Source organism: Klebsiella sp. P1927, from assembly GCF_018204675.1.
Classification (GTDB): Bacteria; Pseudomonadota; Gammaproteobacteria; order Enterobacterales; family Enterobacteriaceae; genus Klebsiella; species Klebsiella pneumoniae.
On sequence record NZ_CP073377.1, the window covers coordinates 239,001 to 255,341 of the forward strand.

The 16,341-nt window shown below is 55.7% G+C and carries 15 protein-coding genes and 2 pseudogenes; 3 read left to right on the forward strand and 14 right to left on the reverse strand.

Annotation, left to right across the window (positions count from 1 at the left end):
• Positions 1-6 precede the first annotated feature (6 nt).
• From diaA to KB892_RS01310, 3 genes are read right to left on the reverse strand one after another with little or no spacing between them, the layout of a single operon-like run.
• Positions 7-597, reverse strand: coding sequence for a DnaA initiator-associating protein DiaA (diaA, locus tag KB892_RS01300; protein WP_002918211.1), 591 nt, complete (start codon positions 595-597; stop codon positions 7-9).
• Between the two features lie 25 nt (positions 598-622).
• Entirely contained in the window at positions 623-1,009 is a 387-nt protein-coding gene (locus KB892_RS01305) for a YraN family protein (RefSeq protein WP_002918206.1), read from the reverse strand.
• Positions 967-3,084 carry a penicillin-binding protein activator gene (locus tag KB892_RS01310; protein ID WP_004160309.1) on the reverse strand — a complete coding sequence of 706 codons (2,118 nt, stop codon included), beginning with the start codon at positions 3,082-3,084 and terminating at the stop codon, positions 967-969. Before KB892_RS01310 ends, KB892_RS01305 begins: the two co-directional genes overlap by 43 nt.
• Positions 3,085-3,147: 63 nt before the next feature.
• Between KB892_RS01310 and rsmI the strand changes: the two are divergent.
• Positions 3,148-3,636, forward strand: a pseudogene (rsmI, locus tag KB892_RS01315) (16S rRNA (cytidine(1402)-2'-O)-methyltransferase); the annotation flags it as partial.
• Positions 3,637-3,680: 44 nt separating this feature from the next.
• Here rsmI and KB892_RS01320 read toward each other — a convergent pair.
• A protein-coding gene (locus KB892_RS01320) for an IS3-like element ISKpn18 family transposase (RefSeq protein WP_085955245.1) occupies positions 3,681-4,873 on the reverse strand; the annotation gives its coding sequence in 2 pieces (ribosomal slippage) (positions 3,681-4,597 and positions 4,597-4,873; 1,194 coding nt in all).
• A gap of 54 nt (positions 4,874-4,927) precedes the next feature.
• Between KB892_RS01320 and KB892_RS01325 the strand changes: the two are divergent.
• Both KB892_RS01325 and KB892_RS01330 read left to right on the forward strand, forming a co-directional pair.
• A pseudogene (locus tag KB892_RS01325) lies at positions 4,928-5,317 on the forward strand (16S rRNA (cytidine(1402)-2'-O)-methyltransferase); the annotation flags it as partial.
• A 114-nt stretch (positions 5,318-5,431) separates the two neighbouring features.
• The gene (locus tag KB892_RS01330) at positions 5,432-6,322 is read left to right on the forward strand and encodes a Fic family protein (RefSeq protein WP_004150941.1); all 891 of its coding nucleotides are present in this window, start codon (positions 5,432-5,434) and stop codon (positions 6,320-6,322) included.
• Between the two features lie 34 nt (positions 6,323-6,356).
• Here the strand turns inward: KB892_RS01330 and KB892_RS01335 are convergent, their stop codons facing one another.
• The 10 genes from KB892_RS01335 to KB892_RS01380 form a co-directional block, all read right to left on the reverse strand.
• Positions 6,357-7,130 carry a DeoR/GlpR family DNA-binding transcription regulator gene (locus KB892_RS01335; RefSeq protein ID WP_002918124.1) on the reverse strand — a complete coding sequence of 258 codons (774 nt, stop codon included), beginning with the start codon at positions 7,128-7,130 and terminating at the stop codon, positions 6,357-6,359.
• Positions 7,131-7,240: 110 nt separating this feature from the next.
• Positions 7,241-8,284 carry a galactitol-1-phosphate 5-dehydrogenase gene (gene gatD / locus KB892_RS01340; protein ID WP_002918123.1) on the reverse strand — a complete coding sequence of 348 codons (1,044 nt, stop codon included), beginning with the start codon at positions 8,282-8,284 and terminating at the stop codon, positions 7,241-7,243.
• Positions 8,285-8,333: 49 nt separating this feature from the next.
• Positions 8,334-9,716, reverse strand: a complete 1,383-nt coding sequence (locus KB892_RS01345; RefSeq protein ID WP_002918121.1) for a galactitol-specific PTS transporter subunit IIC — start codon at positions 9,714-9,716, stop codon at positions 8,334-8,336.
• A 5-nt stretch (positions 9,717-9,721) separates the two neighbouring features.
• Positions 9,722-10,006 (reverse strand): PTS galactitol transporter subunit IIB, encoded by a 285-nt coding sequence (gene gatB, locus KB892_RS01350; protein WP_002918119.1) that lies wholly within the window; start codon positions 10,004-10,006, stop codon positions 9,722-9,724.
• A gap of 26 nt (positions 10,007-10,032) precedes the next feature.
• A complete protein-coding gene (gene gatA / locus KB892_RS01355; RefSeq protein WP_002918116.1) occupies positions 10,033-10,500 on the reverse strand; it encodes a PTS galactitol transporter subunit IIA in 468 nt (155 codons plus the stop codon).
• Between the two features lie 14 nt (positions 10,501-10,514).
• A complete protein-coding gene (gene gatZ / locus KB892_RS01360) occupies positions 10,515-11,786 on the reverse strand; it encodes a tagatose-bisphosphate aldolase subunit GatZ (RefSeq protein ID WP_002918071.1) in 1,272 nt (423 codons plus the stop codon).
• A 176-nt stretch (positions 11,787-11,962) separates the two neighbouring features.
• Positions 11,963-12,778 carry an HPr family phosphocarrier protein gene (locus KB892_RS01365; protein ID WP_002918068.1) on the reverse strand — a complete coding sequence of 272 codons (816 nt, stop codon included), beginning with the start codon at positions 12,776-12,778 and terminating at the stop codon, positions 11,963-11,965.
• Positions 12,779-12,788: 10 nt separating this feature from the next.
• Positions 12,789-14,201: a PTS fructose transporter subunit IIC gene (locus KB892_RS01370; RefSeq protein WP_004149915.1), complete on the reverse strand. Its 1,413-nt coding sequence runs from the start codon at positions 14,199-14,201 to the stop codon at positions 12,789-12,791.
• 10 nt (positions 14,202-14,211) lie between these two features.
• On the reverse strand, positions 14,212-15,126 hold the full coding sequence (pfkB, locus tag KB892_RS01375; RefSeq protein ID WP_002917970.1) for a 1-phosphofructokinase: 915 nt from the start codon (positions 15,124-15,126) through the stop codon (positions 14,212-14,214).
• Between the two features lie 24 nt (positions 15,127-15,150).
• Positions 15,151-16,005: a tagatose bisphosphate family class II aldolase gene (locus KB892_RS01380; RefSeq protein ID WP_002917968.1), complete on the reverse strand. Its 855-nt coding sequence runs from the start codon at positions 16,003-16,005 to the stop codon at positions 15,151-15,153.
• Positions 16,006-16,341: the final 336 nt, after the last annotated feature.

Sequence of the window (16,341 nt, forward strand, 5' to 3'; positions counted from 1 at the left end):
TTCTCCTTAATCGTCCTGGTGTGGAAAAAGAGTGTTATCTATCAAATCGCACAGACAGTTGACGGTCAGCATGTGCATCTCCTGGATACGCGCGCTGCGATGGGAGGGGATGCGGATTTCGACATCCTGTTGACCTAACAGGCCCGCCAGCTCACCGCCGTCATAGCCGGTTAACGCGACGATGGTCATGTCGCGGGTCACGGCGGCTTCCACCGCCTTGACGATGTCCCGACTGTTTCCGCGCGTAGAGATCGCCAGCAGCACATCGCCGGCGTGTCCCAGGGCGCGCACCTGCTTGGCGTAGATCTCGTCATGCAAGCGATCGTTAGCGATGGCGGTTAAGACCACATTATCGGTATTTAGTGCAATGGCAGGTAAACCAGGGCGTTCCGTTTCAAAGCGATTAATCATGCTGGCAGCAAAATGCTGTGCGTTGGCGGCGGAGGTGCCATTACCACAACAGAGGATTTTGTTGCCGTTAAGCAGGGACTGGACGAGCGTCATCGCCGCCCGGGAGATGGCGTCCGGGAGTGCTTCCGCTGCGGCAATTTGGGTTTGAATGCTTTCGGTAAAGCAGGCTTTGATTCTGTCGAGCACGGGATCCCTTACTTCTGGTATTACGCTATTCGCCAAAGGCGTTTTTTAGCCATTGGATGTCGTTTCCGGTGAAGGCTACCACATCGAAACGGCAATCCACAGTCTCAAAGCTCCCATTCTGTCGGCAGAGCCACAAACGGGCGGCTTTAAGCAGTCGTTGTTGTTTTTGCGGAGTGACGCTGGCTGCCGCATCACCGTACCGGGCGCTACGGCGGTAGCGCACTTCGATAAAAACGGTGACCGTGCCGTCGCGCATGATAAGGTCAATTTCGCCGCCACGCTCGCGGGCATTGGCGGCGATAAAACGCAGGCCCTGGCCTTCCAGCCAGCGGCGAGCCTGGTTTTCCCAGGCATCACCGGTCTGTTTGCTTAGCTGGCCGGAACGATTTTTCCCTGCTGGTACTTGAGCCATGACAGTTTCCTGTTAATCACGCAATCCTGGTTGGCCGTCAGATCGCCGGTATTGCCGTTCAGCTCGAAGCCAGGCGTCTGGCTCATTTGCGTGAAGTGATTTGCCAGTGACCAGGCGTCAGCGCCCATGGCATACAGGCGCGCCAGCGAGTAGTCATTACGCACCGCGGACAGCGCTTGCTGCATTAGCGACGGATTGCTGCCGGCCAGCATTGGGATCTCACTATACTGCAAGCCTTCCATCTCCAGACGGAAATCCGGCCCCGCGGTGCCCTGGGCGCTGCGCGAGCTGGCGTACAGGGTGACATTGCTCTGGCTGCCGTTGCGCATGGCGATCATCGGTTTGATATAGGCAATCTGTTCCGGGGTGGCGAGGATATAGGCCGCATCGACGCTGCCGCCGCTGCTTACCGGCATCTCATCCGCACTGCCGAGGATGCTATTCTGCGCTGATGGCAGGGTGGAGACCGGGGTGCCGCTCAGCGCAATGCCCCCGCCGCCGTTCACACCGGCGCGCAGCTCGGCCGTGGATCCAAAACGCTGCTGCAGGACGCTGGCGCCGCCCAGCTTCAGCCACTCGTCGGCAAAAGCGCTAACCACACGATCGCCCAGCGCGCCGCGCGGAACCAGCAGCAGCGGGGTCTGTTTCCCCTGTTGGTGGATATGTCGGGCGGCGTCACGCGCTTCGTCTTCCGGAGAAAGCGCGAAATAGCAGAGGTTAGCGCGGCTTTCGACTTTTTCCGGCTGGTTGAGGGCCAGCACATTGAGCGGCGTGTTGCTCTTGATAACCTCTTCAACGTTTTCTTTCAGCAACGGCCCAACCACCAGGGTGGCGCCATCCTGCTGCGCCTGGGCGAGCAGCTGGCTTATCGGCTGGCTGGTGGTGTCGTAAATTTTCAGTTCCGCAGAAGGGTTGGCGGCGGTTGCGACCACGGGCTGCGGCTGTGCGGCCGGCGCGGTAACCGGCTGGGTGGCCGGGGAAGCGGTAGTCTGCGGCGTGGCGGATGTTGCCGGCGCCTGGGCTGCCGGTTCCGCAGCAGGCGCTGCCTGGTCCTGCGTCGGGGCCTGAACCGGATCAGCGCGGCTTCCGGCGGCGGTAAGATCGCTGATTTCTGCCTGCGACGGACTCACCACATCATCATTACCGGACACATTCGCCGCCTGGGCGACCTGGGCGACCTGGGCGGGAACCGCGCTGCCCGTCACCGACGGCGCGCCGTTTTTGGCGGCTTCAAAGCCCTGCTGGATAGTGCGGCCGAAGATCGACGCCTGACCGTTTAGCGGCAGAAAAAGCGCAATCTTGTTGATGGACGCGGGCTTATAGTTTTGCATATTCACAAGCGCCGTCGGCAGCATTTTAGCGCCCGGGTTTTGCGGATAGCGCGTCTGCCAGTCTTTAACGCCCGCTTTCAGTAGCGTCGGATCGTTGCGGTTGTCAAACCACATCCGCTGCAGATCCAGCCAGCCCTGGAGGATATTTTCATCGGCGTTGATCACCAGCGCATTGGCCTGGTCCTGGGGCATCGAGGTGAGCGCTTGCCAGGTCGCATCAATATTTTTCTGACGCTGTTTGGCGTCACTCAGCAGCGGCTGCTGGGCGATTAAGGCGCGCAGCAGGGTCAGCGATGGTTTACCCTGGCTGGCATCGATTTGCGCCTGCCAGTAGCGCGCCTGCTGAGGCTGCTCAAGGTTTGTCGGATCGATCTTAGCCAGCAGATTACGGGCGGCCTGATAATCGTTCTGCGCCAGCTTCACTTCCACCGCCAGCAGCGACTGTTCACGGGCCTGAGTGCTGTTCAGGTTCGCCGGCAGCTGGTTAAACAGGTCGATAGCCTGCTGCTTCTTCCCTTCCTGCAGTAGTGCACGAATGGCGAGTAATTGCCAGTTGGTCTTGCTATCATTCGTGCTTTGCTGCATCTGCTGTAAGTAGAAACTGGAGTTGGCCTGCGACGTACCCTGCATAAACGCCGCGCTTTGATCCTGCGTGTGGGTGCCGCAGCCAGCAAAAATAAGAGTCGCCAGCAATATGGGCAGGCAGCGCGCGGGCTTAGAACGAAGAAATGTTGACGGTACCATAAGTGTCCAGTGATATTTTTTTGGCTCAATGCTCAATATTAAATCGGCAATACGGACGAGACAATGAAACAACACGAATCAGCGGATAATTCTCAGGGGCAGCTCTATATTGTGCCCACTCCGATAGGAAATCTGTCTGATATCACGCAGCGTGCACTGGAAGTGCTGCAAGCTGTTGATTTAATTGCAGCGGAAGATACCCGTCATACCGGTTTGCTGCTGCAACATTTTGCGATAAACGCCCGTTTGTTTGCGCTTCACGACCATAATGAGCAGCAAAAGGCGGAAACCCTGCTTGCCAAACTGAAAGAAGGGCAAAACATCGCGCTGGTTTCCGATGCCGGCACGCCGCTGATTAACGATCCTGGTTACCATCTGGTGCGCACCTGTCGCGAAGCGAATATTCGCGTGGTGCCGCTGCCGGGCCCCTGTGCGGCTATCGCCGCCCTGAGCGCCGCCGGCCTGCCTTCCGACCGTTTCTGTTATGAAGGCTTCCTGCCGGCGAAATCGAAAGGCCGCCGCGATACCCTGAAAGCGCTGGAAGAAGAGCCGTGTTGTGGTCAAGTTTTTTTGGACACGCCGATCAGATGGTAGGGTTATGCACAGGCGGGCAACTGGGCGGCAGGGCTGGCCAGCGTTTCGTACTGTGCGGGTGATCGGTAGCCAAGTTTTGAATGCAATCGGGTACTGTTATAAAAGTTAACGATGTAGTCGGTGATGTCTTGTTTGGCTTCTGTATGGTTGGCATACCGAGTCTGCCAGACACGCTCCATTTTCAAATTCAGAAAGAACCGCTCCATCACGGCATTGTCCCAGCAATTACCCTTGCGGCTCATGCTGAGTACCAGACCATGGTTTTCAAGTAATTGCCGGTGTTCAGCACTGGCATATTGACTGCCCCGGTCCGAATGAACCAATAAACCCGGTGCCGGTTGGCGAACCGAAATAGCCATGCTCAACGCATCGCACACCAGCTGTGCAGGCATGGTCGGTGCCATGGACCAACCCACGATGCGACGTGAATACAGATCCAGCACAGCGGCCAGATATAGCCAACCGCTGTCGGTCCGAATGTACGTCACATCGCACACCCAGGCCGTATTGGGTGCTTCAGGCTCAAACTGACGGTTGAGCACGTTCTCTGCCACCGGCAAATGGTGTTTGCTATCGGTGGTATGAGCGAACTTGCGACGCCAACAGGCCTTGAGTCCACAGGCTTTCATCAAGGTACGACAGCGATGACGTCCAACATCATGGCCCTGGGCACGCAGGGCTGCACTCAAACGACGACTGCCATAGGTGCGACCACTGGCAAGAAAAACCGCCTGAGCATGCACGCTGTCCTGGCAAATAGGTTTGGGTGTATTGACTCTGCGACGCGCTGCGTAGTAACCAGAGCGACTGATGTCCAACGCCTGACAGACCTGCTTGATCGGGGCCTGCTTCGCTAACTCAGTGACAACATCGTGGATCACTTTATTTCCCGTGCGAAGAAGGCCGAAGCTTTTTTTAATAATTCATTGTCTGATTTTAGTCGCCTGACTTCGGCTTCCAGTTCTCGAATACGTTGCTGCTCAGCCGTTAACGGTTTACCAATCCCCGGCCTGCCGGCTGACTCGTCATCCAGTTGGTGTACCCAGCGTCGGACCACACTTTCGGTCAGCTTCATTTCGCGGCAGACTTGGCTGACGCTGACGCCTTGCTCGCGCACCATGCGCGCCACCTGTAACTTGAACGCTGGATCAAAGGTTCGGCGATTCTTGGTTGTGTCGGTTGTCTTGTCGGTCATCTCTTCATGTTCCTTGTCGGGGGGAAAACACCCGATCAAAGTGTCCATTTAAATTTGACCACAACACCGCGCACCCTTATCTTCTATGAGTCGACCCACCGTCTGGTGGAGAGTCTGGAGGATATCTGCGCGGTACTGGGAGAATCCCGCTATGTGGTGCTGGCTCGTGAGCTGACCAAAACCTGGGAGTCGATCCATGGCGCGCCGATTGGTGAGCTGGTGGCGTGGGTGAAGGAAGATGAAAACCGTCGTAAAGGCGAGATGGTGCTGATCGTCGAAGGTTTCAAGGCTCAGGAAGAGGCGCTGCCGGCGGCCGCGCTGCGTACTCTGGCGCTGCTGCAGGCGGAGCTGCCGCTGAAGAAAGCCGCCGCGCTGGCCGCGGAAATCCACGGCGTGAAGAAAAATGCGTTGTATAAGTACGCCCTGGAGCAGCAGGGGGAGTAAACGATGAGTCGTTACCAACCGCCGTTTAGCATCACACCCTCGGTCCTCAACCTTGTCGTTGAGATTGGGGAATTGCTTGGGCATTGGTCGGCGAAACGTGGAGAAGCATCGCCGTTGCTGCGTAAAGAAAACCGCATTCGTACTATTCAGGCGTCACTCGCGATTGAACATAATAGCCTGAGCATGGAACAGGTAACGGCGCTGCTGGAAGGCAAACGGGTTCTGGCGCCGGCTAAGGATATTCAGGAAGTGAGAAATGCCATTCGTGCTTATGAATTAATGCCCGGATGGCATGCGGCAAACATTAGCGATCTTCTGACGGCGCATAAAACGCTGATGACCGGGCTGGTTGATCGTCCAGGCGCTTTACGTGGCGGAAACGTCGGCATTTATCGCGGTACGCAGGTGATACATATGGCTCCGCCTGCTGCCCAGGTCCCAAGATTGATCGCTGATTTACTCAGTTGGCTGGAACACACCGAGCTACATCCTTTAATTGCCAGTTCAGTTTTTCACTACGAGTTTGAGTTCATTCACCCTTTCGCTGATGGCAATGGTCGGATGGGGCGTTTATGGCAGACGTTGATTCTAAGCCAGTGGCGTCAGGAATTGGCCTGGCTGCCGGTTGAAACGCTGATCCACCATCAGCAAGAACGTTATTACGACATTTTAGGTGCTTGTGATAAAACCAGTGATTGCACGCTATTCGTGACCTGGATGTTGCAAAATATCCTGGCGGCGCTGAAAGAAGGTCTGGAAACTTCATTCATCGTGTCGGAAGAAATGTCGGAAGAAATGTCGGAAGAAATCGACGTCAAATTAGCCCCACCGGAAAACGCAATTTTGCGTTTGCTAACCGAAAAGCCGGAATTAACGGCGAGAGCGCTGGCGGAGATCTTGGGGATATCAGCACGTACGGTTGAGCGTCATCTGCAAGGGCTACAGGCGAAAGGGAGATTGATTCGCATAGGCGCCAAAAAAGGTGGAAGCTGGCTGGTTAAGTAGAACCAGCCGCCATGATGTTCCACTCAGCGTGCAATTACACTATCTTCAGTTCCACCTTTTTGCTGCTTAACGCTGCACGGTCATTTTCACTAATGCCGTCGTCGGTGATCACGCAGTCTATCTTTTCCATCGGCAGTACCTGGTTAAAGCCCCGGCGATTGAATTTGCTGGCGTCGAGCACGGCGATCACCTGATGCGCGGCGGCGGCCATCACGCTGCTGATGGAGTAGCCTTCGTTAAAGGTGGTGATGCCATTGGTGGCGTCGATACCGTCGGCGCCGACAAACATCAAATCGGCGCAAATACCTTGCAGCGAACGTTCGGCAATCGTGCCGTGCATCGAATGCGTTTTGTGCCGCACGGTACCGCCGCACACCACCAGGGTGATATCTTTATTTTCTGCCAGAGTAAACGCGGCGGGCAGGCTGTTGGTGATGACGGTGATATTGGTCATCCGTACTAATGCTTCGGCGATAAGAAGAGTGGTGCTACCGCTATCGAGGATCACCGTCATACCTTCACGGATCATCGCTGCCGCGGCATGGGCGATGCGCTTTTTGGGATCGCTGGCAAGCTGATAGCGGTCTTCAAGCACCACTTCCTGATTCTCGGCGTCGGTCAGGTCGCTACCCGCACGGGCGGCGCCGCCGTGAAAACGGGTTAACAGTCCTTTTTCTTCCAGTAAGCGGAGATCGGCGCGGATCGTTACCTCAGAGATGCCAAAGAGATTCGAAAGGTCTAGAACCAATACGCTACCCTGCGTATTCACCATATCGACAATTTTGTTCCTTCGTTCAAATGAGTTCATCTTGATTTGCCTGATAATTAACTCATCTCAGTGTAATCGAAGGGTAACGAAAGGTGAACGATAATTTTCGAAAGGTTGGATGAGCCAGCGCTGATGGCTGGCTCGGGCGGTCAAGAGAGTTTGAGCAGGATTTTGCCTTGCATTGGCGCGCCGTTGAGCGCCTGCACTGCACGAGCGAAGCTTTCTGCGTCGCCACGATGGGCGATCAGCGGCGCCAGCTGCAGGCGTTTTTCAGTCAGCAGACGGGTGGCCGTTTGCCACTCTTCTCCCGGCCACGGGCCAGAGTAGTTCATCCAGCTACCCACAATATTCAACTCCTTACGCAGAATCTGCCCGAAGGTGGCTGCCAGGAGGGTTAAATCGTGATGAAGCGTGCCAACCAACGCCAGCTGCGCCCGCGGACCGGCGGCCTCAATCGCCAGCGCGACGGTCTGCGGCGTACCGGCGGTCTCGAGGACTAACTGGTCGAACTGAATGGATTCCAGCGCCTGCTGAATCGCCTGGCCGCTCATCTCGCGACTGTTGAACACATGGGTTGCGCCGAGGGTTTTGGCCAGCTCCAGCTTCTGCGGATTGATATCGATCGCCGTGACGCTGTTGGCGCCCAGTTCGCGGGCGCACTGTAGCGCCAGCAGGCCGATGGTGCCGGCGCCGATAATAATCACGTTTTTACCTTCACAGCCCTGCGCCAGATGAAAAGCGTGCAGGCCAACGGTTATCGGTTCGATAAACGCGCCATCATCAATTGGCATCTGGTCCGGCAGGCGGAACAGGTTGGCGCGCTTTACCACCACATATTCGGCGTTGCCGCCTTCGCTGCGTGAGCCGACGAACTGATACTGTTTACATAAAGAGAAATACTCGCGCTGGCATTGCGGGCACTGGAAGCAAGGCAGCAGCGGCACGCAGGCGACGGCATCGCCGGGCTGCAGGTCGGTTACCGCCGCGCCGTAGGATTCCACATAACCGCTGAATTCGTGCCCCAGCGTAATAGGGTAGTAATGCGCCCCTTTGGCGAAAATGCGCGGGATATCGGAGCCGCATAACCCGGAACTGACCACTTTGACCAGGACATCGTTTTCCGTTTGCAGCGTGGGGATAGGGCGTTCTTCAACGCAGACGTTCCCCTCAGCATGGATTACCACTGATTTCATAACATTCTCCAGCTATAAGATTCAGGGGAGCGAACGCTCCCCTTTTAGATCAAGACATGCCTGTACTTTGTTGCGGGGCAGCGCTTTTTTCTGCTTTTTCCGCGGCGATGAAGCCGCGAGCGCGACGCCAGGTCAGTAGAACGCCGGCCAGATAGATGATGCCGATGACCGCGAAGCCAACCACATTTTGCCAGGTAAAGAGCTGGATCAGCAGCCAGGTAATCGGCGAACCACCCTGGTCCATTGAGGCCACCATGCCGCCGGCTTTCAGGGCCCCGGCGTTTGCCGCCAGCTGGGTGTGCAGGCCAATGGTCTGGGTGGCGATCCACAGGGTGATTCCCATAATGATGACCCCGGAAATCAACGTGCGGAACAGATTGCCCTGATGTACAGCCACTGCCATCGCTACGAAGAAGCCGATGGTGGCCAGGTCACCAAATGGCAGAACCTGGTTGCCAGGGACCACGACGGCGATAAGAATGGTCAGCGGGATGAAAATCAGGCTGGCCGAGACTACCGAGGTATGACCGAGCAGCAGCGCCGGATCGAGACCAATCAGGAATTCCTGGCCGCCGAATTTAGCCTGCAGACGTTTACGCGCCTGTTTGGCTATCGGGGTGAGGCCATCCATAATCGGTTTGATCACCCGGGGCATCAGCAGCATCACCGCTGCGGTTTTCACCGCCAGCTGAAGAATGCCCTTCAGGTCGTAACCCGCCAGCGCGCCAATCACCAGCCCCATGACGAAGCCAACGGTAACCGGTTCACCGAAGGGGCCGAAGCGTTTCTGAATGTCATCGGCGCTAAAGTGAATACGGTTAAGACCGGGGATCTTGTCGATGATGGTATCCACGAGGACGGCAACCGGCCCTAAATACGCCGAACTGCCGTGCGGGATCGCAATACCCTCGAGGCCGAAGAAATCGCGGGTATCTTTGGCAAACCAATCGCCCAGCTTATACACAAAAGCAGCATGCACCACCACGCCGAGAATACCTATCCAGTACGACCCGGTCGCGATATGCAGCATTGCGCCGGTAAAGGTCATATGCCAGATGTTCCAGATATCAACATTCACCACGCGGGTCATACGGGTAACCAGCATCACGATATTGACCGCGATGGCCACCGGGATCGCCACCAGGGCGATTTGCGACGCCCAGGTCATCGGTGATGAACCCGGCCAACCAATGTCTATCACGTGAAGATTAATCTGGAAATGCTCCGCCATCGCCTTTGCCGCCGGGCCGATGGAGTCGAGCATCAGGCCAATGACCAGCCCGATGCCGACAAACCCGATCCCGATATGTAGACCTGATTTAAAACAATCCCCGAGCTTCATCCCCAGTAATTTGGAGAAGATAATGATCACGATCGGCAGCATCACCGTCGGACCGAGATCGAGGATATAACGCATGATTTCGCTAAACATGGCATTTACTCCGCGAGGATGCCGAGGATTTTCTGTTGTAAGGCTTCAATGCCGACGCCCGAGACGAATGGCATGCCGTGCACCACCGGAATGTCGCCGAAGGTCCGCTCCACGCGCGCGGTGGTGCAGATCAGGTCCGCCCCGTCCATGTAGGTTTCGATTTCATTGACCCGGCACTGCACCAAATCCAGTTCAATATTGTGGTCTGCACACAGCTCTTTAATCTCTTCTGCCGCCATCGTGGAGGTGGCGACGGCACCGCCGCAGGCGACGATAACTTTACGTTTCATAGGGTACCCCTTTTATTATCAGTATCTTATGAAGCCACGGCGCTAAGCTCGGGCTCAAGGATTAATTGCTGGAACCGCACCGGCAGCCGATCGTCGGAAGCGGCGAGCAGTGCCTCCAGCGTGTGCGGATTTTGTAGCTCACTAAATAACCGGCGCAGCAGCTTCAGCTGTGCCGCCGGGTTTTCAACAATCAGCGCGATGATGAGCGAAACGTCGATTTCGCCGTCGTCGTCAGCGCGCTGAAAAGAGACCGGCATGTCCGGACGTATCAGGTAAATGGCCGGTGATTTCGCGTGGATCGCTTCGCAGTGCGGGATAGCGACAGCATGCTTCTCCAGGGCGATGCCGGTGGGAAAAGTCGCTTCGCGTTCGAGCAGGGCGGCGGGATAGCTGTCATGTACGACGCCTCGCGCCAGCATCTCTGCGCCAATGTGTTCCAGTGCCTGCTGACTGGAACTGAAATGAATGCCGGTACGAACAAACAGTTGACTCATATATCCTCTTAACTTCACGCGGTTTCAGAAGAACAGCCGTAGCGATAGGCACGCAGGACATCCTGGATTTTGTCGAGGATCAGCGCGTGCGGCTCGGCGTTCAGTTCATTCAGCGACAGTCGTTCAAACTGCACCGGCATATACTGGCTGATAAGCCCCAGCGGTAGCTTAGCGTCGGTCAGATTAGCGATAAGTTTCTCAACGCTTTGGCGAATACGCGGATGCGGCCAGTAATAACGGATACGGTCGGAAAGGCTGAAGTGGATATCGACCATCGCCTGGCTCCAGGTGGGGCGATAGTATTTTTTCCAGTAGCCGGGTTCGTTAAGCATCACTTCGTCGATCACCTCCATCACGCGACTGCGAGACTCCGGGGCGATCAGCTCATTTTCCATTTGGGCGAGGGCAAAGATGGCTTCACGCAGGGCAAAGGTGAGCGCCGGGCCGACTTTCAGAATGGCGAAGTGGTCGCGGACCAGCGCACGATAAGCCTGGCGGGTTTGGTAGTCGGTAGAGTGCGCTTCGTAGACCATCGGGGTGCTTTCGATCCAGGCGGAGAGCGCTTTCGCTTCCTGCGGCTGGTAATGAATGATTTGCGTATGGTCGAACTCCACGCCGGGCTGCACGACGATGGCGATAACTCGCTCCAGCGCGGCGTCGAGCCCCAGCTTACGGAAGGCGGCTTCATGGGTTTCGAGCGTCGCGGCGGCATCCTGCGCCCGGGTGACATGTACGCTGCCGATGGTGCTGGCCTCGCCGCCGGGAACCGGAACTTCGGTCCCGATGACGTAGGTCAGGTGGCGCTTTTGCTCATCGCTGGCGGTCTCCTCGGCAGCCTGACACAGGCGAGCGGCGCGCTCAGCAACCACACCAGGATCCAGCGGCACCGGATCGTCAGCACAGGACATTGATGCATCGAGATGGATTTTACTAAAGCCGGCGGCGACGTAGGCTTTGATCAGGTCGATTGATTTTTCCATCGCCACGGCGGCCGGTTCGTCTTGCCAGCAGTTCGGTCCAAGATGGTCGCCGCCAAGAATAATGCGCTCCGCCGGAAAACCGACGGTACGCGCGATGTTGTAGACGAAGTCGCGGAAATCGGCCGGCTGCATGCCGGTGTAGCCACCAAACTGATTCACCTGGTTGGACGTCGCTTCGATCAGCACCTTATTGTTGGTCGACAGGTCGAAACGTAACGCCGCTTCGATAACCAGCGGATGCGCCGAACATACTGAACAGATGCCGATATGTTCGCCTGACTTATGGCGAGTGATAATGTCTTTCATTTACAACCTCCGTTTTCTTTCGAATATATTCGTTATGTTTTGTTTTGGTCGCAAATGGCTTTGTTTTGATTTGTGATCTGCATCGATAAATAGTGTTGTAACGCAGTGAAAGGTATCGTCTTTCGAGACAAAAACGCCCTGACCAGGAAGACAGGGCGTTTTTAATTGATTGAAAATTAACTAAATATTCGGGATAGCCAGCTGCGTTTCGTTTTGACGGCTTCCTGGGAGACCTGCTGCGGCTGGGCGGCAATTTCGCCGAGACCGGCGTTAAAAGCGTCACCAATGGCTTTTAACGCCTGCTGCGCATCGTTGCCGCTGGCCATAAAGTGCAGACGATGACCCTGTTTGGCGCCCAGCGATACGACGCGCATCAGATTCTTGGCATCAACAATGGCGGAGCGCGTATCAAGGTTTTCGACCCGGATTTGCGATCGCCACTGCTTGACGGCTTTCACCAGCACCGCGCTGGGACGGGCATGTAGCCCGTGCGGATTACGCAGGGTAAAGGTGGCCTCTTCGTCAAATTGCGGCGCGGGTTGTGGTTCTTCGCCTGCTGGCAGAGGAATGTCGCCGGCGAGAATTTCCAGCACCGCCTGGGGGGTATCAGCGCGCGTCAGCGCCTCAGGTACTCGATCATCGCCCAGAGCATGGGTGAGCTGGCGCAAAATATCGAGATGCTCATTGTCCTGAGCCGCGATACCGACAATCAGATAGGCGGTTTGCTCCTCACCCCAGTCAACCCCCTGCGGACAAGCCAGCACCTTAACGCCCGTTTTAAGCACTGCGTCGCGACTGTGCGGCGTACCGTGGGGAATGGCAATGCCGTTGCCCAGATAGGTGCTGATTTGCCCCTCGCGCTCGCGCATGCCTTGTAGATAGTCTGCCCGCGTATGTCCGGCATGGGTCAGGGCTGCAACGACACGCTGTAGCGCCTCGTCTTTCGTTTTGACCTGACGATCGAAACAAATATCGGCAGAAGTTAGTTGCATAGCTTGCTCCTTATTTCATGGCGCCAGCAAGAGCTGTCGCTTTGTCAGTGCGTTTTTGCCACAGCCGCCAGCATCCCAGCATAAGTGCCCCGCAGGCGGAACCGGCGAGAATGCACAGCACCCACATCAACGGTTTACTGACCAGCGGCAGGATTAAGAAGCCGCCGTGCGGTGCCGGAACCTGAATATGCAGGCTGTAGCTGAGTACCGCAGAAATTGAGGAGGCGATCATCATCATCGGGATCACCCGCAGCGGATCCTTGGCGGCAAAGGGAATCGCACCTTCGGTAATGTGCGTACAGCCGAGGATATAGTTGACCATCCCGGCGGCGCGTTCCTCCTCGCTAAAGCCTTTCGGAAAGAACGTGGTCGCCAGAGCGATGACCAGCGGCGGCGTGATGCAGGCGGCAGATACACCGGCCATAAAAAAGTAGTTACCTTGACCCAGCAGCAACGTACCGGTGACATAGGCCGCTTTGTTGACCGGCCCGCCGAAGTCGAAGGAGCACATTGCGCCTACCACGATCCCCAGCAGGATCGGGTTGGCTTCCTGTAAAGAGCTGAGCCAGTTCATCATGCCATTGTTGATCGCTGCCACCGGCTGGCCGAGCAGGACCATCATCACGCCGATCACCAGGACGCCTATCAGCGGCATAATAAAGATCGACTTCAGCCCTTCGTACTGGCGCGGCAGACCGTCGAGCAGATGACGGATCAGCAGCATAAAATACCCGGCGGCAAAACCGGCGATGATCCCACCGAGGAATCCGGCGCCGGTGGCGTTCGCCAGCAGACCGCCGACAAAACCGGCAACCATGCCAGGGCGGCCAGATATCGACCAGGCAATGTAGGCGGTAAACACCGGCACCATGATCGAGAACGCCTGCTGACCGACTTTCATCAGCGTGGCGGCAATCACGTTATACTGCGGTGAATTCGGGTCGGCGGAGTAGATGCCCCATAAGAAAGAAACAGCGATTAAGATCCCGCCGGCGACAACGAACGGTAGCATGTTGGAAACGCCGCTCATCAGATGTTTGTAAATCTGTCGGCCGAACGATTCTCGCTCATATTTCTCGTCTGGATCCGTTGCCGCGGAGAATCCCTGACGACGCGGCGCCTGACCGTTAACGACTTTATTAATTAATTCCGCCGGATGGTGAATGGCTTCTTTAACCGGCACCTCAATAACCGGTAAACCATTAAAACGTTCGGCATTAACATCTTTATCGGCAGCAATAATCACGCCATAAATATCCTTCAGGTCTTCCGGCGTAATGGCGTTTTCTACGCCGGAAGCGCCATTGGTTTCGACTTTTATTTCAACGTTTAATTTTTTCGCTGCGGTTTTTAAGGCCTCTTCAGCCATAAATGTATGAGCAATACCTGTAGGGCAGCCGGTCACGGCAATAATCTTTTTCATAATCGGACCTTTATAATTGGACGATCTGAAGTTGTTGTAATAATTCTTGCGTACGGTTTAATTTACCCAGCCCGGCGGAGGCGGCCACATCAGCGCCGGTGGCGCTGGCCAGCGCCAGGGCCTGGGGAATATCGTCTGTGTTAAGCCAATGGCTGAGGAATGCACCCAGCGCGGCATCGCCGGCGCAGGCCGAGCTGACCAGTTCGATTTTCGGTGCCGAGCAGAACCACAGTTGCGCGCCGTTCGAAAAATAGAGCCCTTGCGCGCCAAGGGTCAGCAGAACATTGCGAGCCCCGAGCTGGTGGAGCGTTTGCATTGCTTCGCGTACCCGCCGGGGGCTGCTGACATCCAGACCAAAGATCTCTTTCAGCTCGTCGTCATTGGGTTTAATCAATAGTGGACGCCACTCTAACAGCTGGCGCAGCACCGGGTGGCTGATATCTAAGATGACTTCACACCCTTTCTGCTGGCACAGCACCAGAATCTCGCTATAGAACCGGCTCTCTATTCCCGGTGGCAGACTGCCGCTGATAACTAAATAATCACCGGGCGCGACGCACTGTAAATGGTGAAGAATTTGTTCTTTTCCTTCATCGTCAATCCGCGCGCCGGGATTTACCAGTTTGTATTCATCGCTGCCGTCGTTAATAAATATATTTATACGGGTCGGTTCAGCGACCCATGCCGGTGTGACATTAATATGCTGTTTGCGTAGTTCCTCAACGATATAGCGGCCGGTAAAACCGCCGAATATGCCCATGACATGGGTTGGCTGCTGGTAATGATGTAATACCAGCGAGACGTTAACCCCTTTACCATTCGGGCAATATTCCGTTTGCCGGGTGCGGTTGACTGCCGCCGGCTGGAGCGGATCGCAAAAGATATTCATATCGATCGCGGTATTCAGTGTCAGGGTGTGGATCACAACAAGGCTCCTTCGATCCGCTGATTACAGTTGTCCTTCGCAGCCACAAACGTGAATGACTTTGCGAACGACCTCTTTCATTGCCGCTTTCGCCGGTTTCATATAGTGACGAGGATCGTTGGCGCCCGGATTTTCCAGGAAGTAGGCTTTCAGCGCATCCGAGAAAGCGATTTTTAGTTCGGTGGCGACGTTGACTTTGCATACGCCCAGAGAAATGGCGCGACGAATATCACTATCCGGCAGGCCGGAAGCACCATGCAGAACCAGCGGAACGTCAACGCAGTCGCGAATAGCCGCCAGGCGCTCAAAATCAAGCTTCGGTTCGGCGGTGTAAAGGCCGTGCGCGGTACCGATGGCGACGGCCAGCGAATCAATACCGGTACGAGCGACAAATTCGCGGGCCTGTTCGGGGTTGGTATAGAGCGCATCTTTAGCATCGACCACCAGATCGTCTTCAACTCCGCCCAGACGGCCTAGCTCGGCTTCAACGCTGGCATCATAGCGGTGGCTCAACTCCACCACGCTTTTTACCAGTGCCACATTCTCCTCGAACGGTGAGTGAGAGCCATCGATCATGACCGAGCGGATCCCTGCCTGCACTTTGCGCGTGATATCAGCCAGATCCTCGTGATGATCGAGGTGCAGGGCGAGCGGGAGATCCCACTTTTTTGCCAGATCGCGGGCGATCGCCACTACGTTGCCGGTGCCGGCATAGCTGTAGGTACCGGGGGTGCCGGCAAGGATCAAGGGGGAGCGCAACTCAGCCGCCGTTTCAACAACGACCTGCATGGTTTCGAGGTTATGGATATTGAAAGCCGGCACGGCATAACTCTGTCGCTGAGCTTTTAATAGCATGTTTTTACTGGAAATGATGTACATTTTAGTCCTCTGTTTTCATCTTGTAAGTTATTTCTGTTTAATAACCTTCAGTTTGAAAGTAATGTAACGATCGTCTCGCCTTTAGGTGTGATCCACCGCACACAATGATGAATTGCTTTTTAAAATGAAAGTTAATAGTATTTCTAAGGTTTCTTTTTTAAAGTTTAAGTTGGTAAGGTGCCAATTTGTAACTACATGATTAATATCGATTTGCTGATTGATGGCGGGATAGGGCTACAGCCGCGGTTTGACATTGCAAGAGGGAAATTTAAAAATGAAAGTTATTCCAGGAGAAAATAATAAGGCATAAACCGTGGCAAAACCGTCAACCAGCTT